The organism is Microlunatus parietis, from assembly GCF_013407955.1.
Classification (GTDB): Bacteria; Actinomycetota; Actinomycetes; order Propionibacteriales; family Propionibacteriaceae; genus Microlunatus; species Microlunatus parietis.
On sequence record NZ_JACCBU010000001.1, the window covers coordinates 1 to 25,037 of the forward strand.

Annotated in this window: 27 protein-coding genes; 11 read left to right on the plus strand and 16 right to left on the minus strand. The window is 65.6% G+C overall.

What is annotated here, in order from left to right:
- Positions 1-318 precede the first annotated feature (318 nt).
- The 8 genes from BKA15_RS00005 to BKA15_RS00040 all read right to left on the minus strand — a co-directional run bounded on the left by BKA15_RS00005 (position 319) and on the right by BKA15_RS00040 (position 7,917).
- Positions 319-1,209: a phosphotransferase gene (locus BKA15_RS00005; RefSeq protein WP_179747565.1), complete on the minus strand. Its 891-nt coding sequence runs from the start codon at positions 1,207-1,209 to the stop codon at positions 319-321.
- Between the two features lie 297 nt (positions 1,210-1,506).
- The gene (locus BKA15_RS00010; RefSeq protein ID WP_246322228.1) at positions 1,507-2,349 is read right to left on the minus strand and encodes an alpha/beta hydrolase; all 843 of its coding nucleotides are present in this window, start codon (positions 2,347-2,349) and stop codon (positions 1,507-1,509) included.
- A 125-nt stretch (positions 2,350-2,474) separates the two neighbouring features.
- The gene (locus tag BKA15_RS00015; protein WP_179747567.1) at positions 2,475-3,404 is read right to left on the minus strand and encodes a phosphotransferase family protein; all 930 of its coding nucleotides are present in this window, start codon (positions 3,402-3,404) and stop codon (positions 2,475-2,477) included.
- A gap of 199 nt (positions 3,405-3,603) precedes the next feature.
- A complete protein-coding gene (locus tag BKA15_RS00020) occupies positions 3,604-4,206 on the minus strand; it encodes an ATP-binding protein (protein ID WP_179747568.1) in 603 nt (200 codons plus the stop codon).
- Positions 4,207-4,426: 220 nt separating this feature from the next.
- The gene (locus BKA15_RS00025) at positions 4,427-5,431 is read right to left on the minus strand and encodes a phosphotransferase family protein (RefSeq protein WP_179747569.1); all 1,005 of its coding nucleotides are present in this window, start codon (positions 5,429-5,431) and stop codon (positions 4,427-4,429) included.
- A 344-nt stretch (positions 5,432-5,775) separates the two neighbouring features.
- Positions 5,776-6,279 (minus strand): NUDIX domain-containing protein, encoded by a 504-nt coding sequence (locus BKA15_RS00030; RefSeq protein WP_179747570.1) that lies wholly within the window; start codon positions 6,277-6,279, stop codon positions 5,776-5,778.
- Between the two features lie 255 nt (positions 6,280-6,534).
- Entirely contained in the window at positions 6,535-7,068 is a 534-nt protein-coding gene (locus BKA15_RS00035; RefSeq protein WP_179747571.1) for an AAA family ATPase, read from the minus strand.
- 348 nt (positions 7,069-7,416) lie between these two features.
- A complete protein-coding gene (locus tag BKA15_RS00040; protein ID WP_218871695.1) occupies positions 7,417-7,917 on the minus strand; it encodes a class I SAM-dependent methyltransferase in 501 nt (166 codons plus the stop codon).
- 321 nt (positions 7,918-8,238) lie between these two features.
- Here BKA15_RS00040 and BKA15_RS35150 point away from each other — a divergent pair, with 321 nt between their 5' ends.
- The 3 genes from BKA15_RS35150 (at position 8,239) to BKA15_RS00050 (ending at position 10,696) form a co-directional block, all read left to right on the plus strand.
- A complete protein-coding gene (locus tag BKA15_RS35150) occupies positions 8,239-8,907 on the plus strand; it encodes a hypothetical protein (protein ID WP_246322229.1) in 669 nt (222 codons plus the stop codon).
- A 73-nt stretch (positions 8,908-8,980) separates the two neighbouring features.
- Entirely contained in the window at positions 8,981-9,595 is a 615-nt protein-coding gene (locus BKA15_RS35155) for a GNAT family N-acetyltransferase (protein ID WP_312878774.1), read from the plus strand.
- A gap of 135 nt (positions 9,596-9,730) precedes the next feature.
- Complete coding sequence (locus tag BKA15_RS00050) at positions 9,731-10,696, plus strand: SDR family NAD(P)-dependent oxidoreductase (RefSeq protein WP_179747573.1); 966 nt, start codon at positions 9,731-9,733, stop codon at positions 10,694-10,696.
- A gap of 52 nt (positions 10,697-10,748) precedes the next feature.
- Here the strand turns inward: BKA15_RS00050 and BKA15_RS00055 are convergent, their stop codons facing one another.
- A complete protein-coding gene (locus tag BKA15_RS00055; RefSeq protein WP_179747574.1) occupies positions 10,749-11,474 on the minus strand; it encodes a class I SAM-dependent methyltransferase in 726 nt (241 codons plus the stop codon).
- Positions 11,475-11,576: 102 nt separating this feature from the next.
- Here BKA15_RS00055 and BKA15_RS00060 point away from each other — a divergent pair, with 102 nt between their 5' ends.
- The gene (locus BKA15_RS00060; protein WP_179747575.1) at positions 11,577-12,119 is read left to right on the plus strand and encodes an SGNH/GDSL hydrolase family protein; all 543 of its coding nucleotides are present in this window, start codon (positions 11,577-11,579) and stop codon (positions 12,117-12,119) included.
- Positions 12,120-12,134: 15 nt separating this feature from the next.
- On the opposite strand, the gene BKA15_RS00065 is transcribed toward BKA15_RS00060, so the two are convergent.
- Together BKA15_RS00065 and BKA15_RS00070 are read right to left on the minus strand one after the other, a co-directional pair.
- Entirely contained in the window at positions 12,135-13,088 is a 954-nt protein-coding gene (locus tag BKA15_RS00065; RefSeq protein WP_179747576.1) for a phosphotransferase, read from the minus strand.
- Positions 13,089-13,350: 262 nt separating this feature from the next.
- Entirely contained in the window at positions 13,351-13,968 is a 618-nt protein-coding gene (locus BKA15_RS00070; protein WP_179747577.1) for a DEAD/DEAH box helicase family protein, read from the minus strand.
- Here BKA15_RS00070 and BKA15_RS00075 point away from each other — a divergent pair.
- On the plus strand, positions 13,949-14,995 hold the full coding sequence (locus tag BKA15_RS00075; RefSeq protein ID WP_179747578.1) for a phosphotransferase enzyme family protein: 1,047 nt from the start codon (positions 13,949-13,951) through the stop codon (positions 14,993-14,995). The genes BKA15_RS00070 and BKA15_RS00075 overlap by 20 nt on opposite strands.
- On the opposite strand, the gene BKA15_RS00080 is transcribed toward BKA15_RS00075, so the two are convergent.
- The gene (locus BKA15_RS00080) at positions 14,975-15,556 is read right to left on the minus strand and encodes a TetR/AcrR family transcriptional regulator (protein ID WP_179747579.1); all 582 of its coding nucleotides are present in this window, start codon (positions 15,554-15,556) and stop codon (positions 14,975-14,977) included. The genes BKA15_RS00075 and BKA15_RS00080 overlap by 21 nt on opposite strands.
- A gap of 73 nt (positions 15,557-15,629) precedes the next feature.
- On the opposite strand from BKA15_RS00080, the gene BKA15_RS00085 reads away from it, so the two are divergent.
- On the plus strand, positions 15,630-16,448 hold the full coding sequence (locus BKA15_RS00085) for an oxidoreductase (protein ID WP_179747580.1): 819 nt from the start codon (positions 15,630-15,632) through the stop codon (positions 16,446-16,448).
- Here BKA15_RS00085 and BKA15_RS00090 read toward each other — a convergent pair.
- Positions 16,423-17,253, minus strand: a complete 831-nt coding sequence (locus BKA15_RS00090; protein WP_179747581.1) for a class I SAM-dependent methyltransferase — start codon at positions 17,251-17,253, stop codon at positions 16,423-16,425. The two genes, BKA15_RS00085 and BKA15_RS00090, sit on opposite strands and share 26 nt — an antisense overlap.
- Before the next feature lie 104 nt (positions 17,254-17,357).
- On the opposite strand from BKA15_RS00090, the gene BKA15_RS00095 reads away from it, so the two are divergent.
- On the plus strand, positions 17,358-17,930 hold the full coding sequence (locus BKA15_RS00095) for a DinB family protein (protein WP_179747582.1): 573 nt from the start codon (positions 17,358-17,360) through the stop codon (positions 17,928-17,930).
- Here BKA15_RS00095 and BKA15_RS00100 read toward each other — a convergent pair whose 3' ends face one another.
- Positions 17,931-19,037: a hypothetical protein gene (locus BKA15_RS00100; protein ID WP_179747583.1), complete on the minus strand. Its 1,107-nt coding sequence runs from the start codon at positions 19,035-19,037 to the stop codon at positions 17,931-17,933.
- A gap of 122 nt (positions 19,038-19,159) precedes the next feature.
- On the opposite strand from BKA15_RS00100, the gene BKA15_RS00105 reads away from it, so the two are divergent.
- Positions 19,160-20,248: a sensor histidine kinase gene (locus BKA15_RS00105; RefSeq protein WP_281385179.1), complete on the plus strand. Its 1,089-nt coding sequence runs from the start codon at positions 19,160-19,162 to the stop codon at positions 20,246-20,248.
- Positions 20,249-20,274: 26 nt separating this feature from the next.
- Here the strand turns inward: BKA15_RS00105 and BKA15_RS00110 are convergent, their stop codons facing one another.
- Positions 20,275-21,297: an NAD(P)/FAD-dependent oxidoreductase gene (locus tag BKA15_RS00110; protein WP_179747584.1), complete on the minus strand. Its 1,023-nt coding sequence runs from the start codon at positions 21,295-21,297 to the stop codon at positions 20,275-20,277.
- 84 nt (positions 21,298-21,381) lie between these two features.
- Between BKA15_RS00110 and BKA15_RS00115 the strand changes: the two genes are divergently transcribed.
- Entirely contained in the window at positions 21,382-22,284 is a 903-nt protein-coding gene (locus BKA15_RS00115; protein ID WP_179747585.1) for a phosphotransferase family protein, read from the plus strand.
- Positions 22,285-22,293: 9 nt separating this feature from the next.
- Here the strand turns inward: BKA15_RS00115 and BKA15_RS00120 are convergent, their stop codons facing one another.
- Positions 22,294-22,986 (minus strand): IMP cyclohydrolase, encoded by a 693-nt coding sequence (locus tag BKA15_RS00120; protein WP_179747586.1) that lies wholly within the window; start codon positions 22,984-22,986, stop codon positions 22,294-22,296.
- Between the two features lie 67 nt (positions 22,987-23,053).
- On the opposite strand from BKA15_RS00120, the gene BKA15_RS00125 reads away from it, so the two are divergent.
- A complete protein-coding gene (locus tag BKA15_RS00125) occupies positions 23,054-24,028 on the plus strand; it encodes a hypothetical protein (protein ID WP_179747587.1) in 975 nt (324 codons plus the stop codon).
- A 70-nt stretch (positions 24,029-24,098) separates the two neighbouring features.
- A complete protein-coding gene (locus tag BKA15_RS00130) occupies positions 24,099-25,028 on the plus strand; it encodes a hypothetical protein (RefSeq protein WP_179747588.1) in 930 nt (309 codons plus the stop codon).
- The last annotated feature ends 9 nt before the right edge of the window (positions 25,029-25,037 follow it).

Consider the following 25,037-nt stretch of genomic DNA (forward strand, 5'->3'; position numbering starts at 1 on the left):
CAGGGACACCCGCAACTGTGGGTCCAGGACCGGTCGGTCGACTGGGACCTGAAGCGACGCATCGAAGACGTGGCCGCCGGCGTCGTGGCGCAATACACGATGAGCAAGCAACTCTGACCCGTCCCCGCAGGCACTTCCAGGCCTGTCCGATAAGCGACATTATGTCAGGTAGTCGACTGCGTATTGCATCAGATGAATCAATCACCTGGATCACAGTCGCCACCCCGCCGACAACCGCCGGAGCGTTCACGGCACCCGCCCGTCTCCGCCACCCGGTCAAACCTTCGGCGCAGGCGCTGGGAACGCATCACCGGCCATCTAGGCATCCGTCAGTACAGTGGCGAAATGGTGCAGGTCCGCAAGAACACCTGCGAATACACCCGGCTCCTGGTCTCGGCCCTGGTAGTAGATCGAGCGCACTGAATCGAAGGCCACGGCAGCCCCACAGGCGGCAAATACGCCAGGGCCGGCCACCTCTCGTCCTGCCCGCCGAACGGCAGAGATGATCTCAGGGCTGGCTCCCTGCTGTAGGAGCCTCGGTAGCAGCGTTGCGTAGTCCAGTGCCCGGGTGCCGCTGCCGAGTGATTCGGCGTCGATAACGCCGGTGATCTCGCCGTTCTGGCACATCACATTGCTGTTGTTGAGGTCACCGTGCACCATGTCATGACGAGGCAACTTGAGTTCGACGTACGGTGCCAACAGAGCTTCGAAACGAGCGATCAGCTCGATACCCGACTGACCGAGCCGACGCGTCATCGGCCGGGGATCGTTCTCGCCGTCACCGAACGCGCATTCCCAGACGTACTCGGACCAGTTCTCCGTCGGATCGGGATCGAGGCCGGCCTGACGTTCAATCACCTCGATCAGGTGCTCGACCGTGCGCAGGGTCAACCGGGAGCGCAACATCGACTCGCCTGATACAAAGTCCACGACATGATAGGTGGTGCCGTCGGCGGTTTCGCCAGCCGCGAGCCACCGCGGGGTCGGATATCCCGCGGCCCGAACCCTGTCGACCAGTCGGGGCAATTGCTCCATGCGGTGCGCCATATCGGTGTTGATCTTCAAAATTGCGCGCCGACCATCATCATCAGACAACAGCCAGGCTCCTGCAAGACCCTCCGGGCAGCGCTCGCGAAGAACGAACCGAAGGCCGTGTGACTGATTGATGTGACGCACAAGCTCTTGCGTGGGTTCGAACGTCGTGGGCACCGGTGGACCTCTCCCCAAGGAAAGCAACTATCGCGCGGTCGTGCTCACGATAACGTGAGGTCGACATCGTGATCGCAGTCGACCGCGAGGACGTCGGTCTCTGCGCATCCACGCCAGGCTGCTTCAGCGCCGCACTCCCCTGGGCCACCGGCAGTTGGTCGAGGCCCCATCGAATTGAGCGCCGACGGGTCAGTATCGACTCCGAAGGACGTGAGATAGCGCTCTCCCCCAATCGGCTCCCCTCCCGGTCAACGGGCCATGAGCGATCACCTGGCGACTTCTCCATGGATGTGGGTCTTACGTACGCCCCCACAACCATCGCATCGTGTCCGGGAAGATGGCTCCGCCGTGCTTGAGCGTGTGCCCACCTTCGCCGATGACCAACTCACACTCGTAGCCGCGGTAGGCAAGCGCGGACGCCATGTCTCGGTTGGCGATCGGCCAATTCCCGAAGACGACATCAAGGTCTCGCTCACCGGTCTGCAGGAACACGCGTAGCGGCTTGCGTTCGGTCCGGCGGATCAGGCTCGGGTACTCGTGACCCCCGCGTATGTTGACGAAGCTGCCGCAATGGCTCACGACGTTGCCAAAGGCATCGGGACGTTCCCACGCGGCGGTAAACGCGCAGATCCCTCCCGAGCTGTGGCCGCAGATTGCGCGACGCGTGGGAGAGTCGGTCACGGCAACCGGAAGGCGTGGGATCAGGTCATCGAGCAGGAACTGCCCATAGGCGTCACTGAGTGTGTCGTACTCGACGTTGCGGTTCGTGTCGCCACCCCACAGCGGGTTGCCGGGGCCGTTGTCGCCAGGCTCGACGAACACACCGATGCAGACCGGCAGCTCGCCTCGATGGATGAGATTGTCGAAGACCACGTGGGCGTTGACATTCGGACGCAGGTACCAATCGCCGTCTTGGAACACCATGAGGTTCGCCGGGTGATCCGGCGTGTACTGGGCGGGGACGTACACCCAGTATCGGCGCTTCGTTCCGGGGAACCTCTCACTGTCGTCGAGTCGGTACTCGGTGACGCTGCCCCGAGGGGTTCCCGGCTGAGGCAGCGAGTCGGGGCCGAGTTCATAGGGCTCGTCGCTCGCCTCCGCAGCCTGAAGCTGCAACTGATCGCGCTTACTGATGCTCAAGCGAGAACCCCCTATCTGGACGCAAGTCAGCGGTCCGGTCATTCAAATCTGCGTAGTCCTCGTCACAGCTTGCGGCATCGACGCTGCCGAGGTGACCACGCATACGGCCTTTCGCCTTGCCCGAGTCAGCTGCTTCGCACGGAAAACTGATCGAGTGCGGCGCGGAGGAACGCATCGCGGCGTTCGGTGACGGCCGCTGCGTCCAGCGGGCTACCGTCGTCAGCGAACCCCGGGAGGCCGTGCATCACGGTAGGCGTGTTGAGCGCGGCCACCGCATCCCAGTAGGGCACAGACGTTGCCGCCCGACCGGCCTGTCGCTGCCAGCCCTCCAACACATGGCCCGGCGCTTCCTGGCCGTACTGAAGGGCCATCTGCATCCGTAGGCTGCCGAGATCGACCCCCGGATCACCGACGCCGGCCGTCTTCCAGTCGATCAGCGCGACGCAACGATCCCCTTCCCACAGCATGTTGCCGGCCCAGACGTCGCCATGCACGAACACCGACGCGGACGAGGGCACACCGTGCGATCTGACCCGCTCGTCGGCCTGCCGCAGAAGAGGGGTGGTCGGCATCGAGCCTCGCCTGCGTTCGCCGGCGCGGTCGTCAACGGCGCACGGCCGAGGACGGTACGGCAGGTCGGACTGAGCCTCCATGGTGAAAGCGTGGACCCTGGCAAGGGCGGCTCCTCCTTCCCGGAGCCGGGCGACCGAAGCCGTCGGCGGGAAATCGGCGCTGCCGGACAGGAAGGTCTCCAGGGTGCTCCCCCTCCCGCCGAAATCGGCGGCGATCAGCCGCGGCGCGGACAGGCCATGGGCCTCGGCCAGCTGAAGGGCTCGGGCGTTCGTGATCAGCCACGCGGCGGCGATCCAGCCCCGGACGGGCACCTTCAAGATCACGTCCGTGGCCCGGTCCGCCGGCCCTTCGATTCTCAGGCGGAACGTGCCAGAAGAGCGGTGGCTGCCGCGCCCCAGGCTTTCGACGGAGAGCTGGCTCCTGCCGGCACCCAGGGCACCGCACGCCCAAGCCAGCGTGGCTTCACCTGGTGAATGAGTCATCTTCGAAGGTTCCCTTCAACAGTGAATGTGTGTGAAGGGGGAACGACGAGAAGTAAGAACTCTCCCGCCCACCATCACGTTTTCACGCCTCCCCCCTTCGGTCAAGCGCTGCAACTCATAGTCGATGCCGGCCAGATCGTCGAACAAGGCACCGGCGCCGAACTCACCCGCCCGTCTCCCCTGCCCGGTCAGCGAGCGGTCATTGACCTGATTGGCTAACCCGAGATCTTGTCGAAATATCTAGGACGGCGCGCTCGACCGCGCTAAGGACGTCCTCACGTGTCATGTCGGTGGTGTCGAGCACGGTCGCGCGAGGGTTTTCGGCCCAAGCTTGCCAAGCCCAGCGGTGGCTCTCCCGTACCTGTTCTTCGGTGATGGCGTCGCGACCGTGGAGTCGGTTGGTGTCCATGCGTCGACGTTCAAGTCGCGCCTCAAGACTGGGCAGGAGAACGATGGTGATCGGGTCAAGTTGGTCGAGGTCGTCCCACACCGACACCCACTCTGGCGGATCGGTCGGACTGGCTGGGACTCGTGGGCCCGCGATCACACAATCGATTCCGGAGGCGGTGATATGAGCAGCGGTTGCGGACGCGATCTTGGCAGCGAACCGGTACTGAAGGCTGACGTCGGTCAAGGATTGGACTCTTTGTCCTCGGAACAGAACACTGCGAAGTTCGTCCCAGTCAAGCGGCGCGGTTGTGCGGGGACGTTGTTCAGCCCACTTCATGGCGGTGCTGGTCTTGCCTGCTAGCGGCGGGCCGGTGAGCAGGATGGCCTGACCGTGCTGCTTCATTTCGCTCACGGTGGCCAGTCTGCCCGAGGCCGTCCCCGATGTGGAATTGTATTTCCTTGCCGCCCGATAGCCGTTCACTGCCCGACAGACTCGTAGTAAGTCCAGATGGTCCTGGCTTCCTCGCGAGTTTGATTCTTGTGCAGCATCGGCATTCGACGCAGCCGAATCGACTCTGGCTCGCTGGAAGTCAGCAGGACATTTCCGGGACGCTTGTTCGGCGACTTTCAAATCATGACTGGTCGTGCAGCGAGAAAGGTCGGAGCAAGCTGGACCATGGCTCCGCGTCCGCACTGGACGTGAACTCGAGGAAGTCAACCAGCGACGCGCTGCGTGGCGCCGCCCAGTTGCGGTCTTCCGAAGTGGAAGGTCGCTTGAGGAGTCGCGCCAGCGCCAGGTAGCGGTGATACCACAGCGCGTCGCGCTCGAGCGTGCGTTCGGGATCTCCCGCAGGCGCATCTCCGGCCGCCGAACGGTACCCGGAGACCACGTCGGGTAGTGAATGGATCCGAAGGCCCACGAGATCTCGGGCCGGATTGCCCCACGTGGCACATCCCCAGTCCAGCAACGCCGTGACAGTCCCGGCGCGATCGACCATGACGTTCGTCTCGCTCACATCACGGTGAAGGAGGACCGGGTCGGCTGACGACGGGCCGCCCGGCTGGAGGAGTTCGAACGACTCGAGGAGCCAGTCGCGTTGCAACGTTCCGATCTCACCCGCCTCCGAAAGGTCGCGGACCAGCTCCGTTACGGAGAACGTGTACGGCTCCGGGACCGACTCGATCGGACCGATGCTGCTGCGACGGATCCGATGGAGGCTCGTCAGAATCTGCCCGAGGGACTCATACGTGCGCCGCACGGCGACAAGATCAGGGCGTTGAACGGCCAGGGTCACGCCACGCGCCCGCTGCTGGACCATAAATGGCAAGCCGGCCACGCTGAGCGATTCGTCATGGAGCAGGAGTTCTGGAGTCGGGATGCCTGCGTCGCGAACCAGCCCGATGACGCGCGCTTCCTTCGACAATTGCGCCGCCGCCTTCGGAGTGCGTGGGATGCGCACGACCAGTTCGCTGCCGAGGTAAGCGGTGAAGTTGACCTGTCCTTGAACGGGCACCGGGACCACGTCTTCGACCTTCACGCCGTAGTGGTTCGCGACGTCCCGCGCTGCGCACTCGAACGAGTTCGCGTCCACCGCGTCAATCATCATCGATTCCCCTGAATTCGCACTCTCCGGCATGAGGTCGCAGTCTTCAGCGATCTCCACACGACCGCAACAAGACAAGGCCGGCAGATCCGTGGCAGCGGCGTGTCGATCCGCGAGGAGTTGATCATCCAGCGACTCCCCTCCGGGCGGTTCAGGAGCGAGTCAGAGTGGCCGGTGATGGTTCCACCACCGGGCCGGGCGCTGGCCGATCGAGCACGCGGTGCGGCGAGCTGCCCGCACTAACCGCCCGACTCCCCCACCCGGTCAACGGCGACCCACGGACTCCAGATTGGGACCGAATACGCGAGCTCAAGACGCATGGCTTCCAGTAGTACTCTGCCCCCGCGGATCGATCGGAGTTCCTGCCGGGGGGCACGTTACTCGCCTGCGGGGACAGGAAATCCGTTCTCGAGGTAAGCGACTCTTCCCTCGGCTCGGGCGTCGACGGCGGCACGAATCCGGCGTGCGTACGGAGCAGGAAGTCGTTCGTCGAGCTGGTCGACTCGGCACCAGTTGTATGCCTTCAACTCGTTCGGCGGCAGGAGGATCGACGCGATCTCCTCGGGCGAGAGGACGCCGCCGTCGAAGACGGTGGTGAGCCCTTCAATCGGGATGTTCGTGGTGCGCGGCTCCCAGTCCACCGCGATCAACTGACCGAGTTGCTTGGTCAGGCCAAGTTCCTCGCGGATCTCCCGGCAGGCCGCGGCATAGGGAGCCTCGCCAGGCTCGACGATCCCGCCGGGATAGTCCCACCCCTCGACATAGGTGGGGTCGACAATCAACACCCGGGCGTGCTCGTCGAAGAACAATGCGCCGGACGCCTCGCGCTTGCGCGGCAGCTTGAGACTCCAATGACCAGGCGGCGGTTCTATCGTGGGCATCGCCGCAGCGTATCTGCACCTGGAGACGCCGATCCCGGCACGAGACGCCGGTCCGCACCCCCGCTGAGCCTGCAGCGACGCTTGGGTCTCCGTTTGACCTACCCGGCTCCCCTACCCGATGCCGTGACCTGCGGACAACTGAATACGCATGACCTTGATACGCAGAGTGTCCGGTAGTACTGATGCCGATCCGACCTCTACTGGCCGGGACCGCTGACCGGACATGTCGCTACCCCGTGGGGCGTGAAATCTGACTCACCAGCATTCCGACAGAACCCGCTCGACAGTCGAATCGAAACTCTCCTCGGGGCCGATGATCTGTTCGTTCAGGCCGGACACGGGTTGGAAACCACGCCACCATTTGCGCAAGTTCTGTTCCCAAGAGTCCTTCACCGCCGGCTTGGTCGCGGTGCGACGAACAGTCTCCTCGAAGGGCAACTTCCAGATGTAGGACCGGGACACGCCACGATGATCGGCCATCAGCTGGACCAGCGTGTCGGTGTACCAGGCCGCGTTCAAGATGCCTTCGACGATGACATCGACACCACGATTGAGGAGGTGTCTTGCGATCATGTCCGTGAGGGACATCGGATGGCCAGCCAGGTCCTCACCACTGCCCAGGATCTCGCGTCGAATCACGTCCTGTCCGATGATCGCCAACGTGCCGGCCGGCCTTGCCTCGCGGACAGCTGCTGCGATCGTTGACTTCCCTGAACCGCTGTTCCCACGAAAGGTGATGAAGCGGGTCGACTCTGCGCCAACACCGCCAGCTGCGATTGGGTTCGCCACCCGCCGATTCTGCCCGAACTTGCTCCTCCAGTGGATTGGCGCGACACGCGTTCTTCAGCGATACAGCTGCCCGGTGACCGCTCCGCCAGCGGGCCACTCTGACCTTTGGGTCAGCTCGGGGGCGCGGTGAAGCGGTGAAGTGGCCGTAGAACCCCGCCCGGGCTCCCCGCCCGGTCAGCGTGCGACGTACGGACAACGGATTGCGCACGATGGTGATACGCAGAATTTCCGGTAGCAGCAACTGACGAGTGCGCGAGCGTTCTCTCCTCGATGCGGCCAAGGTTCCGGCCTTCGCCGCCTGCGACGGCCGGTCCCCGCGATCGTCGCACCCGGCCCAGAACGTCACCCTTATAGACGCTCAATTCTGGCAAGCCAGGCGGGGGAACCACGGTTATCGAACTTGGTTTCGTAGCGGTCCGAGTCGATTCGTACTACCCGCCAGCCGTTGCTGAACGAGGAACGAATCTCCGCCTGAGACACGTGCCGCGGCCCGCCGTTGCCCGGGGTCGTGTCGTTGAAGCACAGTAGGTGGATCAACCCGCCCCTCGCCGTCACTGCGGCCAGACTCTCGACATACCTCCGCCGCTCCCGGTCATCGAAGGTGTGGAACAGCCCGCAATCCAGAACCGCCTGGAACACCTGACCCAACCGACCCAACTGCAGAGCGTCGTGAAGGAGGAAACCTACGTTGACGCCATGTGCGACTGCCTTGGACCTGGCCACCTCGATCGCCGTGGCCGCCACGCCAACGCCGAGGACCTCCAAGCCTTGCGTTGCCACCTCGATCGCGTTCTCGCCGGTACCGCATCCAGCGTCAAGAACTCGTCCGGCAAAGGCGCCCTTCCTCAGCCAGCCGGACTACCGCCGAATGCGGGCGCCCGGCATCCCAAGGCGGCCTGGAATCGCGGTATGAATGGTCCCACGACTCTCCGGTGAGCCGTTCGTGAAAGGTCGGCGACCGACCTGCTAGCGAATCACGTTCCATTTCGTCTCCGAGATCATCACACACGTCCAGAACCTCCGTGTCGGCCCGCGATCAACCAGATCCTCAGATGGTGTCACGTCAATCGGTTTGGCTCGTCCGCTCTGCTGCCGCCCGAGTCACACGGACAGGACTGATGGCCAGAATTGGATTGATCGCAACATTCTTCTGGCGACAGACTCTTCGCTGTGGACTCTGTATTTCTGCCGGCCGATGTCGATGACTGGTCCTTGCTTGATCACTGCGGAGTCCGGAACGCACTGGAGCGGGACGGCTGGCGATTCGTTGCTGCCGGCGACTGGGCTGTCGTCCTCGGCGATCCGACGGGTCGCTATGCCGCCCGGATCAGCCCATTCGAACGGGCTTACCAGTACTTCGTGGAGCTCTGCCGACGTCACCCAGGCAACCGATGGCTGCCCACGATCCATGCCGCGACAAATCTGGCTGGCGGTGGGCATCTGACGGTGATGGAACTGCTGACACCCAGGCACATCCCCGATGACGACCATCCGGATCCGGTCTGGTCCAGCGACGACTCCGACCTTGCCACGGTGCGGGCCGACGTGGAACGCACCTACGCAGATTGCAAGGCAAACGTGCAGTGGTGGGGCTCGTTGGACGTCAAACCAGCTCACTTCTTGCTCGACTCCGAGGGCCAGTTGAAGCTGGTCGACCCGTTTGGCTTGGCCGGCGCGGAGTTGTATGGCATGGCGGAGTCGGACTACCCGTCGTTCTGCAAGCTGGTACCGACGGACGAGCGCCGCTACATGTTGCAGATCCCACACTTCTCCCAGTCCTACGCTGCCCCGCTACTTCGCACGCTACGCGCCGTCATCAGTGCACACGACGCATGCTGATGCAGCATCCCGCGACGATCTGCGGACGTCCAGTTCGAACGAACACGAGCCCGGGGCCCGGAATGATGGCGCCGTGACCGTCAACGAATCCGGCGACGCGTCGGAGGCCAGCTCGCTGCACCGGCTCTGCTGGCCCGCACGGACCGCGAGGCTGACCATTCGCCCCGCACGAATGGAAGACGCAGACGCGGTCTGGGCCTTCCGCAGCCTCCCGGCCGTGCACCGCTGGTTGTCGTCGATGCCCGGCGATCGCTCCGAGTGGACCGCGCACATGCGCCGCCGGCTCCCCCGCACTCTGGTCATCAAGCATGACCAGAAAGTGATCGGCGACTTGATGGTTCGAGTGCAGAACGCATGGGGGCAGTCCGAAGTCTCCGAGCATGGCCGCGACTCCGAGGCCGAACTCGGCTGGGTCCTGGACCCGGCGTACTCCGGCCGCGGATATGCCACCGAGGCCGTCTCAGAACTGCTGCGGATCTGCTTCACCGAACTACATCTGCGCCGCGTGGTCGCACAGTGCTTCGCCCGTAACGAGTCTTCGTGGCGCCTCATGGAACGGCTCGGGATGCGGCGCGAAGCCCACACCGTAAGGGACTCGCTACATCGGGAGTTCGGATGGCTCGACGGCTACTCCTACGCACTCTTGGCTGACGGCTGGAGAGCCAGGCCGTGGAAAGCAGGTCCTTAGCGACACCCGGACCATGATCACGTCACTCACGCGCTGACCGACGGCGAGCGCGACTTCCGTTCACGCCCCGACGTTGTCTGAGCTGCCACCTATCATGCGGGCAGACCTTGTCGTCGATGTGGATGGGTCGTTGAGATGGATGGCGAAGCTTCAACCTCACCAGGTGCAGTGAGCGGGGCGGATCGATGGGCGGCACCGGATCTCAGGCGTTTCGTAGCCGTTGTGACTGGCGCGAATCGTGGTGCCGGCCGCGGTATCGCGCGAGTGCTCGGGAAGTGTGGCGCGACGGTGTACGTCACCGGCCGTAGCAGGGCTGGCCGCACTTCGACGAGGGCTGGCGAGGACGTGAGTTTGTCCGAAACGGCCCGGATGGTCTCCGCTCTCGGCGGTACCGGGATCGCGGTCGAAGTTGATCACGCCGTCGACGCCGAGGTCGAGGTGCTCTTCACGAAGGTCCAGCATGAACAGGGCAAACTCGACATCTTGGTCAACAACGCTTGGGGCGGGTACAGCGTCAACGACGGCACGTTGGACGAGCCGTTCTGGCTGCAACCGATGCTCCGGTTCGATCGGATGTGGACGGTGGGCGTCCGGTCCAACGTGGTGGCGACCCGTCTGGGTCTTCCGTTACTACTGGAGGCTGACCGCGGACTGGTGGTCAACACGACGTTGATGTTCAGCGACCTGGCTCGCGACATCGGCGCGCTCATCGGTGAAGGCCCCGCCGATTTGGACAAGCCGCCATCCGAGACCCATGCCGGGTGCGCGCTCTTCTACCGAACGGTGAAGTTGGCGATCAATCAAATGACGCTGTACATGGCCAAAGACCTCGCCTGGAACGGGCATCGGGTGGCCATGATCGCGCTCTCACCGGGCTTCATGCGCACCGAGGCGATCATGGAAGAAGTCGGCACCGACGCGCAGCGCTGGCAAACGAAACCGATACTTCAAGGCACAGAATCAACTGAGCTCGCCGGCCGAGGCGTTGCTGCCCTCGCGACAGACCACGACCTCTTAGCGAGATCTGGCCAGACCCTCAGCACTCGCAGTTTGGCACGGGAGTACGGATACTCCGACGTCGATGGACGATTGCCGAGCTAGTTGTCCGGGCTCACAGGCCAGCCTCCTCGTCGCGGCGGGGTGCCTCCACTCGTTAGCGACTGGCCTCAAAGATCATCAGTCGCTGTTCGGTCCCTCCGGTGAACGGCGAGCGGTCCCAGTCTTTCCACACGTGACCCGGTTCCAGGCCTGCTCGCTCCAGGTCAGCAACGATCTGCTGCATCGACCGGAACTGGAGTCGCTGCTCTACATCGAGGACACCGCCAGCGTCGAGGAAATCGTTGTGGCAGTACATCGTGACGACGCCCGCAGCATCTGGAGGAGTCGTCGTGGTCGACTCCCGAAGTCGACCGATGGGCGTCTGCCGTACGGCAAGCGGGCCATTCCAGGTACGCCATGCCTCCGCGTCTGGATTGCGCGATTCGAAGACGAGCCGGCCACCGGGCACCAGCCCTCGCGCGATGTCGTCGAGCGCTCGATCCCAATCAGAGCCGACGATGTGCATCGCAACATTGGCGCTCATGATCATCAGGTCCGCCGACTCGGTGTCGATACGCTCAGCGGTGCCGAGACGCCACTCCACTCGGTCACCGCCGGGGCGGTCGGCGGCATAGGCCAGCATCGCCGCGGCTGGATCGATCCCGACCACGCTCCGGCCGGGCCGCGCCAGGGTCACGGTCAGGCTGCCGGTTCCACAACCAAGATCAATGATCCGGTCGGCTTCGCTTCGGTCAGCGAGCTCCCGGAAGTAGACGTGGTCCTGGCCGCCAGGGTTGTCCGCGTCATAGATCGCGGCCAACCGCCAGTCGTCGTAGGTCATGGGAGCGAGCCTCGAGCCTGTCCACCCCTCAGTCAATCTCAATTCGGGGGGACCCGCCCGACTCCCCCCGAACTGTCAGCGTCCTCGGGCACGATGCTCACCATGACGGTCCTCCTCCTCGGTGACAGCAATCTTGCTCAGCTGTACGACAACCAACCTGACCTGGTACCTCTCGCGTTTGGTGCCGATCCCGAGTGTCGCGCCGCCGGCGGTGCGTGGTCCGGCTCCCTGCGACAACAGATCGGTATGCGAAAGCCGTCCGGCTACGACGCGATCGTGGTATCTATCGGAAGTAGCGACAGCCACCCATCCAAGAACAGTTCGCCGACGATCTTCCGCGAGAACCTGTCCCGTGAATTGACGCAGGGTGGTCGCTGGATCGCGTTGCTACCGCGCAGCCTCGCCGCGACTCTTGATCCGGCCCAGTCCACCGAGGAAGTCAACGCCCTGATCCGCGTCTACCGTGCGATCCTGGCCGAGATGATCAACGCGTCCGGAGGCATCGCACTCGATACCGGTGCGATCACGGGAAGCCTCGGGCCCGAGGCGTACGACACTGACGGCGTACACCTGACGCGCGCAGCTTATGAGGAACTCGTACCGGAAATCGCCAAGGCCGTCGAGGCGGTCGCCCAACGAACATGATCAAACTTGTGTCGTTCAACGGATCTGGTTCCAGGTCGGACCGTCCCAGCGGGGCAGGTCAAGGGATCGGGAAGCCCAGCTAAGGCAGATCACGGCGATTCGCTGCAGGACTCGTCGGAACCAGTCCGGCAATTCTGGTTCACGGAGTGTGCGATGCACGTAACGCCCTGCGAGTAATGCGGCCCAGCGACCTCCATCGGGTAGCACATCGTGGGGATCTGGCCCGCCTTCCAGTGGCAAGGTGGAGGCTGCGGTGGCAACGTCGTATTCCGGGTTTCCCCGAAAGGCCTGGGCCCAGTCGACCAAGACCACGCGCTGTCCCAGGAAGCACAGGTTGTCGCTGCGCACGTCGTTGTGGACCAGAGCTTCTCCTCGTTGGTCTGCGTCGCGTTCGGCCGCGGCGAGCCCGTTGACCGCGGCGTTGAACCACTTGCGGCTACACAATCCCAGCGTCATAAAGGCCTCGACGTCCTCGGTTATCAGCGGCCAGTTCTGTGCGGACGGCGGTGGTGCCGAGGGTAGCGACGGCGGCGGAGGCAATTCGGCAACCCGGTTCAGGGCGGCGAACATGAGATCGAATTGCCCGGGCTTCCAGTTGACCGGTTCATGGTCGGCCGGCCAGTGCGCCGAGCTGAGGTCCTCGATCACCAGGACAGGACGCTCTCCGTCGTCCAGCCAAGCTAGTTCGCTGGGCACCAGGTCGCTGCCGACCGTAGAGATGACCTCGTGTTCGTTGCGGATCAGACTCGCGCTCTGATCATCGACAGCCGATTTGACGAAGGCAGTCGAACCGTCATGGAAGGTGACGACAAAGCACGCCGCCGAGAGACCCGTGTGAGGCTTGTGCCACGCAACCGGGGCCTTATCCAATGCCGCTGTGATCAACTCGCGGAGTGCGGGCGTCGGCGGACTGTCTCTGGTCAGGTTGGCGGCTGTCGGCTCGTGGCTGATCGGCTTGCTCGATCTCATGGTGCGGCTTCCAATCGACGTCAGCGACACAAAGGGCGCGTTTACGGGCAGATCTTCAAAGGGGTGAGTAGGTGGGCATTGCCCCTTCGGTGGCCCGACGCGCCCTACCGCAACACGCCTCAGTCTCAGCGCGACGCCACCTCATGTCAAGGTCACGATGAACCGGCATCGCACTCACCGCTCGCGTCAAGATTCTCGACCGGGTCGCCAGAACACACGCTCGGTCGCGGCGTGGATACCGGGGAACCTCCCTCCCTCGGTTTCACGGTCGAGGCCGAGCTTGCGTAGCATTCCCTCTCCCCTGGTTCAGCCATTCGAGGGCGAGCCGCGCGACCTCATGGGCAGGCAGGCCTCGGGTGTCGATGCGAAGGTGCGGGTGCCGGGTCAGGAAGCCGTCGGCGGCAGTCGGCGTCGACCCGGTGGGATCGGTGGTGAGTTGGTACTTCTCCATGCGACGGACGTTGCCGTCGGACCATTCGAGGTCACGCTTGGTCGGCTTCGCAGCCAGCCGGCTTTCGCCTCGATTGCGCACCAGTCGCGTCTCGAGATCGGCGGTCAGTTCCAGCACCCATACTTCGCCGTCGGCATGATCGAAAGGGGTGACGAGCTGTTCGACGTACGCAGTGTCAGCTGGTTCCTGCAGATTCCAGACGTAGCTGAAGATCACATCGAGCTTGGCCCGTGCGGCTTCCTCGATCACGCGCCGGCGGAATTCCACGTTCAAGATGTTGAACGGCTCGGTGCCATAGCCGAACACCTCGACCAGCGGCTCGATGGTGTGGTGATTGTGGAACAGCCTGAAGTCGCTCTGTGCGGCAATCTCCCGGCCCACGGTCATCTTGCCGACAGCCGGTGGTCCGATGATCAGCAGCAGCCTCATGATCGGCAACAGTCCCAGACGGCCGGCTCCCCCGCAACCAGGTTCACGCGGCAGCGAAATCCTGTCGCAGGCCGCCGCTCCTACTGACAGGCTGGGTTTCGTGGATCTTCCTCAGTTCGTCGAAACCCATTGGGCGCAGGCGGTTCGCCGGATCGAGGTGCTGACCGGAGGCCTGAACTCCGAGACCTGGACGGTTACCACGGCTACCGGCCGGTACGTCCTGAAGTCGGTCCCGGCGCACGACGCCGGCTTCATCCGGGGCCTCGAATTGGCGGCTTCGCTGGACCGTCGGGGTGTCCCGACCGGAGCTCCGATCAGAACGGTTGCCGGGAGCCTGTTCGAGCGGACCCCGGACCGTTCGGTCGCGCTCCTCCGCTGGGTCGACGGGGAACCGCTGTCGGCTGCCGACCCGCGATCCGGTGCTCGCATGGGTTCGATGCTGGCGCGGGTGCACGAGGCCGGAGCCACCGAACCAGACGACCTGGAGACCTGGCTGCGGATCCTTCCGTTCGGGGACGATTATCTGGATTACGAACCGTGGATCAGGCCCGCAGTCGAGAACACCCTGGAGGCTACGAGGGAGCTCCATGCGCGATCCAGGATGACGTGGGTCGGCCTGCACGGTGATCCCTCGCCGAGCTCGTTCCTGGTGCGCGGCGACGATACCGGGCTGATCGATTGGGGTGCGACCATGTTCGGCCCAGCTCTGTACGATCTCGCGTCGGCGGCCATGTATCTCGGCTGCTCGATCGATGAAGCCGGTCCGGAATTCGTCGTCCGCGCCGTCGAGCACCCGGGCTCCGCGTCCGGTAGCGAATCCCTCGTGGCCGGTTATCTTGCCGCGCGGCCGGGCATGATCGATGAGGTTCGTCTGGGATTCGGCACCTATTTGCGAGTCCGGTTATGCGTGCAGGCCGGCTATTTCGCGTGGCGTTGTGCCAACGATATTCGTACCGGCATCAATTCGGCGGAAGAGAACCAGCAGGGGCTTCGGCACGCCCGCGAATCATGGGGAATTCAGACCTAGAATGCGGAGAACATTGCGTACGCCCTCTTCGAGGATGTCGTCTGCCAGCTTCGGGTCGGTCAGCGTACGGGACAGCTGGATCGTCCCGATCATCAGCGCGTACGCACTCGACACCTTGACCCGGGTCGCCGGACCCGGGTCGCCGATCACGTCCGCGATCTTGGCGAGCAACTCCCCCATGGCAGCCGTGTAGGCACGTCTGGTCGCGGTGTCGCAGCGGCCCAGCTCATCGAGCAGTGCGGCCGAGGGACAGCCGTCGACGCGATGATCACGGTGCTCAGGCGACAGGTAGTCCTTGACGAACTGGGCCAGGTCCTCACGCGTGGTGACGCTCTTCAGGAAGCTCGCCGTCTGGCGCCGCAACTCTTCGGTCACCGCGGCCCCGACGAGGTCTTCCTTCGAAGCGAAGTGGGCGTAGAAGGCGCCGTTGGTCAGCCCGGCATCGGCCATCAGGGTCGAGACACCGGAGCCGTCGATACCGTCCGCCTTCAGCCTCCGACCGGCCGCCTCGATGATGCGCTCCCGCGTCTGCCGCTTGTGGTCCTTGTCATACCGAGCCATCGCGCTACTTCCTCCTTGCCCAACCGTGTTAGTTTTGTATTACGATCATAATCTATCTGAGTCAGGAGTCACCATGCGTGTTCAACCAGTCGCCATCGTCACGGGAGCCGCCGGCGGAATCGGTGCCGCCGCGGCTACCGCTCTTGCGGCGAAGGGTTTCGTGGTGGTCGGCACGAGTCGCAACGCCGCCAGGGCTACCCCGGTCCCGGGAGTCAGCATGGTCGACCTCGACGTCGCCAGCGACGAGTCCGTGGCCCGGGTCGTCGCCGGCGTGATCGCCGAACACGGCCGGATCGACGTGTTGGTCAACAACGCCGGCATTGGGTCGGCCGGGGCCGCCGAGGAGAGCTCGATCGAGCAGGCCCAGCACATCTTCGACGTCAACGTCTTCGGAACGATCAGGATGATCAACGCCGTGCTGCCGCAGCTGCGCCGGCAGGGCTCCGGGCGGGTGATCAACGTCTCGTCGGTGCTCGGCCTCATGCCGGCCCCGTTCATGGCGTTGTACGCGGCGACGAAGCACGCGCTCGAGGGGTACAGCGAGTCGCTTGATCACGAGGTACGGGAGCACGGCGTCCGCGTCCTGCTCGTCGAGCCCTTCTATACCCGGACAGCCTTCGAGGCCAACGCAGTGAATCCGGACCGGCCGCTGGCCCTGTACGAAGATCGCCGGGCCGCGGCACGGCGGATCACGGCAAGCGGGGTCGAGAACGGCGATGCCCCGACCGTCGTCGCCGCCGCCATCGTCGCCGCGGCCACCACCAACCGGCCGCGGCTGCGCAACCCGGCCGGGCCCTCGGCCCGGCAGGTCTCTCTGCTGCGCCGGTACGTGCCCGCCGCGGCGTTCGATCACCAGGTCCGCAAGCTCAATCGGCTGCCGGCTGCACGGTGACGGAAACAGGATCCGCGGTGATCTTGGTTCCAAAGATCGCCCGCACGGGGACGTACTCGAGGTACGGCTGGAAGGGATCAAGCGCCTCCCGCAGGCTCGCCGCGAACCGGGCCCGTTCCGGAGGCGGTGGCAGCCGGTCGACCGGCAGCGCGCTGTAGATCCCGCCGATCAGGTGATCGAAATCGAGTTCGTCGGTGTAGTCGAGCTCGACCTGACTGACGTCGAAGCCGTTGGCGATCAAGCTCTCGCGGTACCGCTGCCGGGTGAGCTCGTCGGTGCCGCAGCTGTTCGCGGGACGTGTTCCGAACCAGTTCTGCAGCCAGCCGCGCAAGGCTCGCGACCAGTCCGAATCCTGAAGCCACAAAGGGATTCCGTTGGAGACGACGACGATCCCGCCGCCAGGACGAAGCAGCGGGCCGACCGCAGTGAACAGCGTCGCATGATCCATCCAGTGCAGGGCCTGTCCGATCGTCACTGCAGCCACTGATTGATCACCGAGCACGGTGCGCAGAAGCGGAAGATCACTGTCCCGGCCGACCAGCCAGCCGATGTTGGTGATGCCCTGCTCCGTGGCCGCCGTGCGCGCGCGAGCCAGCATGTCGGGTTCAGGGTCGACCGCCAGCACGGCACGGACGTGCTGAGCCATCGGTGCGGCCAGCTGTCCGGTGCCGCACCCAAGATCAACAACCAGGTCGTCGTCCCGCAGCGAGAAGGCCACGGCGATGGCTCGGAACAACTCCGGCGGATAGCCCCGCCGGAAACGGTGATACAGGTCGGAGATCTCGCCGCCGAAGCCCAGGTCCATCGGGCCAGCATGCCTCCAAACGTCCGCGAACCGACGCTTCTTCTGCCCGTGGCGTACTTCCCGAACGCGGCCGGGTTGTCAGTGCTCGCTCGTACGGTGTGACCATGGCAACGATCTGGCTCACCTCCGTCGCAGCCCGCTACCGGGGAACCCTCGAAGACCTGGCGATCGGTCTTCGGACCTGCCCGGACGAGCAGTGGGAGGAGAGTCTTTATCCGATCGATCCGGCCGAGCCCGCGACCTGGACTCCCCTCGACCCGACGGGTCAGCCGTTCGAGGACGAGGCGGTCGCCGAGCAGAAGCGGCGAGCGCAGGGAGCGGTGTGGCGGACCGCGGCGCACATCCTGTTCTATACCGACGCCGAACTCTCGGCGACGGAGCGGGATTGGGCGCCGCCGCCACCGATGTCACCGCGCGACGAGGACGCGGACGTCGTACCGCCCACCCATTCCCGCGAATTCCTGCTGGGGTACGCCGATCACTGCCTGCACAAGGTCGACGAACTCTTCGCCACCCTGACCGATGCCCGAGCGGAAGAGCCCGTCGCCGACACGCATCGCCACCGCGGGACCCCGCTCGGCGAGATGCTCGTCACCGGCCTGGTCCACCTGCAGCTGCACACGGCACAGCTTCGTACGTTCCTGGTGACTCGAGGTGTCCCCTGGGCCGGCGAATAGTCAGGCGTCGACCGCCAGCGTGCCCGCGAACGCCGGGAAGGTTCGCGGAGGCTGCCTCGCGTTGTCCCAGCGTTCCCGCATCGCGTCGGCGATCGCGAGGAACCAGCCTGCCAGCGCCCGGTAACACCCGGCTCGCGAGGCGATCTCCGCGCAGGAGGTGAGCGTCTGGACGATCTGGGTACGGCGGCGTAGGGCGAGGTCGGGATCCTGCCCAGGCAGGGCGATCACGGGCAGGCGGTGCGCGCGGATGATGGCCCAGACCGCGCACCCCGTAGCGATTCCGGTCTCGTACGTCCGGTCGTCCAGCGCGCCCGGCCACCCGACCGCCAATTCGGCGCGATAGGCCTCGTCCATCGCCGCGATCACGGCGGCGGGCAGGACGGCCCAATGCCCGTAGGCAGGGAACGGCAGGCGCAGATTGGCTGCCTCGAGCCCGAAATGCCGGAACCCGGAACCCTCGAAATCGACCAGGCGCGCACGTCCGCCGGAAAGTACGGCGTTGTTCGGGCCGAGGTCGCCCTGCACGAAGACGCGGAAGCGTGGGTCGGCCAGTGCCGAGTCCAAGGCCTCCAGATCGGCCGAGACCCCCAGCGGGGCAGGGAAATCGAGCCCGGCGGCCGCCTGCCGCAACTCCGGCCAGTATTCGAAGGCCCGGTCGAGAAAGGTCGTCCGGTTCCGCCACGGCGGTTCCAGTCCCACGGAGGTCGCATGCAGGATGCCTGCAGAGCGGGCCAACGCGACCAGGCCGTCGGTGGCGTCGGCGGTGGTGCCGCCCAGCAGGACATCCTGCACCGACGGGCCCGTACCCACGTCGGTCATCAGGATGTGGCTTTCGTCGGCGGCCAGCAGCCGCGGGGCGATGTCGACGCCGAGCTCGGTCACCAGCGCAATCCCGCGCCGCTCGTTGTCCAGGGCCGCCGCGTCGTCGCCCCAGGGGCCGGCGACCTCACGCCTGGTCTTGACCACGACGGTGGTGCCGTTGTCGAGGCTGAGTCGCTGGACCGGGGCCCAGTCGTCACCAAGATCGACTGCGCCGACGATGCGTACGTTCTCGCCGAACGCCGCGGCCAGCAGCCGCTCCGCCACCACCCATCGGTCCTCGCGCACCGGACGAGCCTAGGGCAGTTCTCCGCCAACAAACTCAGGAGCGGCTCTCGGCCGGTGTCGATAGGCCGGCGAAAGCTCGGATCCTGTGTACTGGGCCCATGCCTGTGTCGAGACCACCCGGGTTGAGTGTTCGGCTCAAGCTGACGCTCAGCTACGCCGCCTGCATCATGGCCACCGGCGGCGTGCTCCTGACGGTGGTCTGGGTGTTTCTGCTGCGGTACGTACCCGAGGTGGTGATGGTTCCCGGCTCGGGCGGACGGACTCCTGCCGTACCGAACCAGTCCGACCTGATCCGTGCGTTCACCCCACCGGCGATCGGTGCCGTGATCTTCCTGCTGATCTTCGGACTGGTCGGCGGCTGGATCCTCGCCGGCAGCATGCTCGCGCCGCTGAACCGCATCACTCATGCGACTCGGCTGGCCGCGAACGGCTCGCTCTCCCACCGGATCCACCTGGAGGGCCGCGGCGACGAGCTCCGCGAACTCGCCGACGCGTTCGACACCATGCTCGCCCGGCTCGAGACGCATGCGATCGAGCAGCAGCGGTTCGCCGCCAACGCCTCGCACGAGTTGCGTACGCCGCTGGCGATCACCCAGACGCTGCTCGACGTCGCGCACCAGGATCCCGACCACGACAACCGCGAGCTCGTGGAACGGCTCCGGCACGTCAACACGCGAGCCATCGACCTCACCGAGGCGCTGCTCCTGCTCAGCCGGGCCGACCAGCGGTCGTTCACCAAGGAAGCGGTCGATCTGTCCTTGATCGCCGAGGAAGCCACCGAGACGCTGCTGCCGCTGGCGGAGCAGAGCGGGGTGACGATCATGACCTCCGGCGATATCGCGCCGACGCTGGGTTCGCACCCGTTGCTGCTGCAGCTGACGACGAACCTCGTCCACAACGCGATCGTGCACAATCTGCCCGACCAGGGTTCGATCTGGATCACGACGCGGGTCCTTCCCGAGTCCGTGTTGATCACGGTGGAGAACACCGGTGCGAAGCTCGCGCCGTCGCTGGTGGCCACGCTGGCTGAGCCGTTCCAGCGCGGCACCCAGCGGGTGCGTACCGATCACTCGGGAGTCGGCCTCGGCCTGGCCATCGTCAAGAGCATCGCCCAGGCGCACGACGGGACGCTGACCTTGACCGGCCGCCCCGAAGGCGGTCTGCGCGCCACCGTGCAGCTGCCGGCGGCTCCTCCCGACGCCGAGGACTGATGCTGGCCCGGATCCGTACCCGGGTGTCAGAAACGGTCGAATCGGCAACCCGCGAGCAATGGCTCGTTGGTGCCGCCGACCAGCTCCTGCGCGACCAGCCGGCCCACCGCCGGGCCGAGCGTGACGGCGGCGTGCATCACCGCCAGATACAGGCCCGGTGACTCGGCGACCGGGCCGATGATCGGCTCGCCGTCCGCGGGCATCGGACGCTCACCCACCCGGGCACTGAGCAGTTCGACCGTGTCGGCACCGCGGAACGTCGACCGGATCGCGGCGAGCGTCGGCTCCGCCGCATCCGCCGCGGCGACGAGTCGATCCGGCGCGACCTGCCGGAGATCGAAATGCTCGGTGTTGACAACCCGGTGGACCAGACCGGCCGGTGCACGGAATCGGAAGAGCGTCGCGGGCGAAGGGCTGACCGGGACCTCGATTCCGACTGGCGCGGCCAGCTCGGCCGTGGCCACGGCGGCAGCCAGGACGACGGCGTCGCCGGTGAGCGAACCGGCAGCGGTCTCCACCCCGCTGACCCGACCCGTGGCGTCGCGACGGAGGGCGGTGACCGGCGTGTCCAGGTGGACCTGCGCCCCGTGATCACGGGCGCCCGTGATCAGCCGCTCGATCACGCCGACGGCGTCGACGGAACCGTCGGCGGAGGCCCAGACGGCCCAGTCCGGAGGTTGCCGCAGGTTCGGTTCGAGCTTCGCTGCGACGTCCCCGCCGACGATCTCCTCCCCCGGCCCGGCCTCCGGCGCGCTGCCGCTCGAACGCCACGACAGCGAGCCGGACCAGGTCACCGGAAGCCCGGGCAACTCGGCCTCGAGCCGGCGGTATTCGTCCGTCGCCGCCATCCGCAGTTCAGCAGCGACGCCGGTACGGACACCGGCGGACCCGATCCAGGCGAACGAGTCGCGGGTCACCCCGCCACCCGGCCGGCCTGCCTCGACCAGGGTCACGGCGGCACCCGCCCGCGCAGTGTGATAGGCGACCGACGCGCCGACGATGCCCGCGCCGACGACCACGAGGTCCTTGATCATGGTCTGGTTCGACATTGTCACGAAGCTACCGTCTGCCGGCATCGTTGTCTCCGGAATTGCGATGGCCGGCGGCAGCCCGTTGAGCCAGACTGCGGGGTCATGGTGACAACGCCCCTCCCGATCATCGACTCGGTGGTGCGGTCCGTCTGCGGCCGTAGCATCGAGCACCTCGCTCCGCTGGCCGGTGGCGGAATGAACGAGACATACCGGGTGGAGCTCGGCGACGCGGGCACCGTTGTGGTCCGGATCGCCCGCCAGCCGACGCCGTGGTTCATCGACGAGGCCCACCTGATGACACGGGCACGTACGATCGGCGTACCGACGGCCGAGGTGCTCGGCCTGGTTCATCATGATCATGAGGGCGAGCTGCTGTCCTTCTCGGTTCAGCAGTTCCTGCCGGGCCGTTCGCTGATGGACCAGGTCGATGAACTCCCCGCTGTTGATCTTGAACGGCTGGTCGTCGATGCCGGGGAAATCATGGCGCGGGTGCACAGCGTCGTACCGGCCGAAGATCGCGGAATCCGGCACGAGCTGCGCCGGCCCGACGATGATCAGGCCAGCAGGATCGCGCGGACTGTGAGCGAGGTGCTCGACCCGGCGGCAGCCGCGACCGTCGTGCGCGGCGCGGAGTTCCTCCGCCGGGAGATCTCGACCCGACCGACTCCCCCGCTGTGCTTGGCGCAGGGCGACTTCCTGCCGAAGAACCTCCTGGTGCACGACGGGGCCGTGGTCGGGGTGATCGACTGGGAGTTCGCCGGCGCTGCCCCGCCGGCTTTCGACCTGGCCCGGTGGGAGGTGTCGGCCGGCCGGCCCTTCAACGACCGTTTGGATCTGGTCCGCCGCGGGTACGCCCGGGTCGCCGATCCCGACCAGGCCGAGGCCGGCCTGCTGCCCGCCTTCGCCATCGATTGGATGCTCGAGATGCTGGCGTGGCAGAACCCAGCCACGCCGGCACAGTTCCGCCGCTGCGTGGAGTTGATCAACCGCTACACGGGCAACTGATCTTCGGACTCAGGCCGATCGCAGAAGGTCGGCGACCAGGGGTTCGGCTGCGGTCGGCAGGACTACCGCAGCGGCGACGCGAAGATCATCAGCGAGCGAGGACCAGACGAGTTCCAGCAGGGTCTCTGCGTCGGTCGCGGCGACGGTCACCTCCGACGGCGGCTGATGGGTCGACACGACGTGTCGATCTTGGGAGAGGTACGTCGTCGTCAGGATCCCTGATCCGACCGCCACGTCGCCCACGGTCAGCGTGCTCACGTACGTCTGCTCCGGCGCCAGCACGCTCGCCCGCGAACCCGCGATGAGCATCGGGCCTCCCGCCGTACGCGACGCCACCACGGTGATCCGCGGGGTCCGGAGCGGCGGATCGGGCTCGTACGCGATCCCTTGTACAGCCGTCGCCGGCTCCATCGTGGCGAGCCGAGTGATCACGGTGTCGACCTGGTCGCCGTTGCCGACGACGCACCATGCGGGCCCGATCGTCGCCGCACGGTAGTGGCGCAACGGATCGTGCTCGGTCACGCCCCGCGGCCGCGCATAGAGCGAAGCGCCGTCCAGCACCAGGGTCCGCTCACGACTCGCGGCGCTGCGGCCGGTCATGAAGTACACGATGCAGAGGCCGTCCGCGGGAGTCCGGGCCACCAGGAGACCACGCCCGGGATAGTCGTTGTCCGCCAGCACCTGCCGTACCGAGATCTGCACGGAGGCATCGTGTCATACGGCCGGAATTGCGGATGATCATCCGTACGAGATCTGTTATCAAGAGACGGTGTACTCACCGATCCGGATCGAGGCGCCGGCCCAGGTCGAGCTTCCCTGGGGCTTGCAATGGGACGATCTTCGCGGCGCGATCCCGGAGCTGCGTCTGCCCCTCGGCGTGTTTCGAACCCACGAGATCCGAGGGCTGCACCAGTCGGGTCGGTCGCAGATCCTGCTGCTGCGGTACGAAGATCGTGACGGACGACAGCAGGCCCGAACGATCTTCCTGAAGCTCGGCAATCCGGCTCGGCCGGAGGTCGCCAAGTACCGCTACCTGCTGGAGCGCGGCGCCCCGGTGTCCCCTCCGCTCGGGACGGCGACCACCGCGGCGGGCGAGATCATGATCTTCCCGTTCCTGCCCACCATCGGCACAACCGCCGAGGAGGCCGACGACCTCCTCGGCCTCGTGGCCGAGATCAACAGCATCCGGGATCCGGCTGCAGAGCTGTTTCGGCCGCCTCAGGGAACTCCGGGATACGGCGAACGGATCCGTGAGGTGTTGATCGACTTTCTGCCAACCGCCGAAGAGGCGCGGCGCTGGTTCGACGCCTATCAGGAGGCGATCGTCGCCGCCGACGCGATACCGCTGGCCCTCAATCACAACGAGCTGAGTTTCCAACAGGTGGGGTGGCTTGATCAGGGACCTGGCGATCGGAGGCGGCTCGTCGTCTTTGATCTTGAGACCATGTCGCTGCGACCGCTGTACACCGACCTCGCGGGCATGCTGCCCTCATTGGCGAACCAGACCGGACGAACCGAAGATGACCTGTTCCGTTCGTACCTGGCGAAGCTGGCCCATCGAACCGACGAGACGACGGATCAGCGCCTGGCCTGGAGCAGAATGCGTACCCTTCGTATCATCCGCACCTTCGAATCCCTACCCTGGTTGATCACCATGGCCGGGACGATCGGCATCGAAACACCACAGCACGCGATCGCCAGGCTCGCCGGAGACCTCGGCGACTCCCGCTTGGGTAGCTTTTGACCGGCAAACCGGGGACAAGGTTGCGAAACGGAATTGCACGCCCGACGGCATCCCTGGAATCGTGCACGGCATGGGAAACGCGTCGCCGTCGGACCGCAAGCGCGAACAACTCTTGGACTTCACCATGAGTCAACTCGCACAGCATGAGGCTGTGCGAGGTGTGGTGGCGACCGGCAGTGTCGCGTTGGGGCTGGCGCGCGAAGGTGACGCTACCGTGCCCGGCTCCGATATCGATGCGGTCGTGTTCATGGAGCCGCTCGACCCCTATCTGCTGCCGGCCGAATTCGTCTGGCGCCGAGCCGACAACACGTATCACTCGATCATCTCCGACGACCCGGAACTCGACCGCGTCGGTGTCCAGTTCGATCTGGACCGGTTTGATCTCGCGATCTGGCGCTCGGCTGATTTCATTTGGCCGGAGCCTCGGCGAGCCGAACTCGCGGACGGATGGATTGCCTACGATCCCACGGGTGAGATCGCCGCCCTGATCAAAGCTCGGACCATGATGCCGGACGTCGATAGGCTCGCGATCTTGGACCAGACGATCGGCCAGGCCATAGCGGTGATTCCCAACGGCGATGCCGAACTCCATTGGCAGAAGCTCGGCGGCCCCGAGGCATTTGATCGGTTGCAGGCGGGCTACCAGGAGCTCACGCGCGCGATCTTCGCCTACCACGGGAAATGGCGACCCTGGCGTAGCCGAGAACTGCGAGGACTGCAGAATCTGGAGTGGCTTCCCCAGGGATTCACGAACAACGTGCCCTCGCTCATCGCGACCGATGGGCACGACTTCGCCGCCTACTCGAGGCGCGCGGCCGCCCTGCGATCGGCACTCGAGGAGCTCGTCTCCAGGCTTCAGACCGACCGAATCTATGGCGACGATCCTGACGGCGAGTCGTTCGTTCGGCTTCATGACGAACCGGGCCGGGCCTGGAACATGGACGAGTGGAACGCCGAGCACGCGAGGCGGTTCACCAAGATCACGGGTGACCATCCCTGAAGTCCAGGG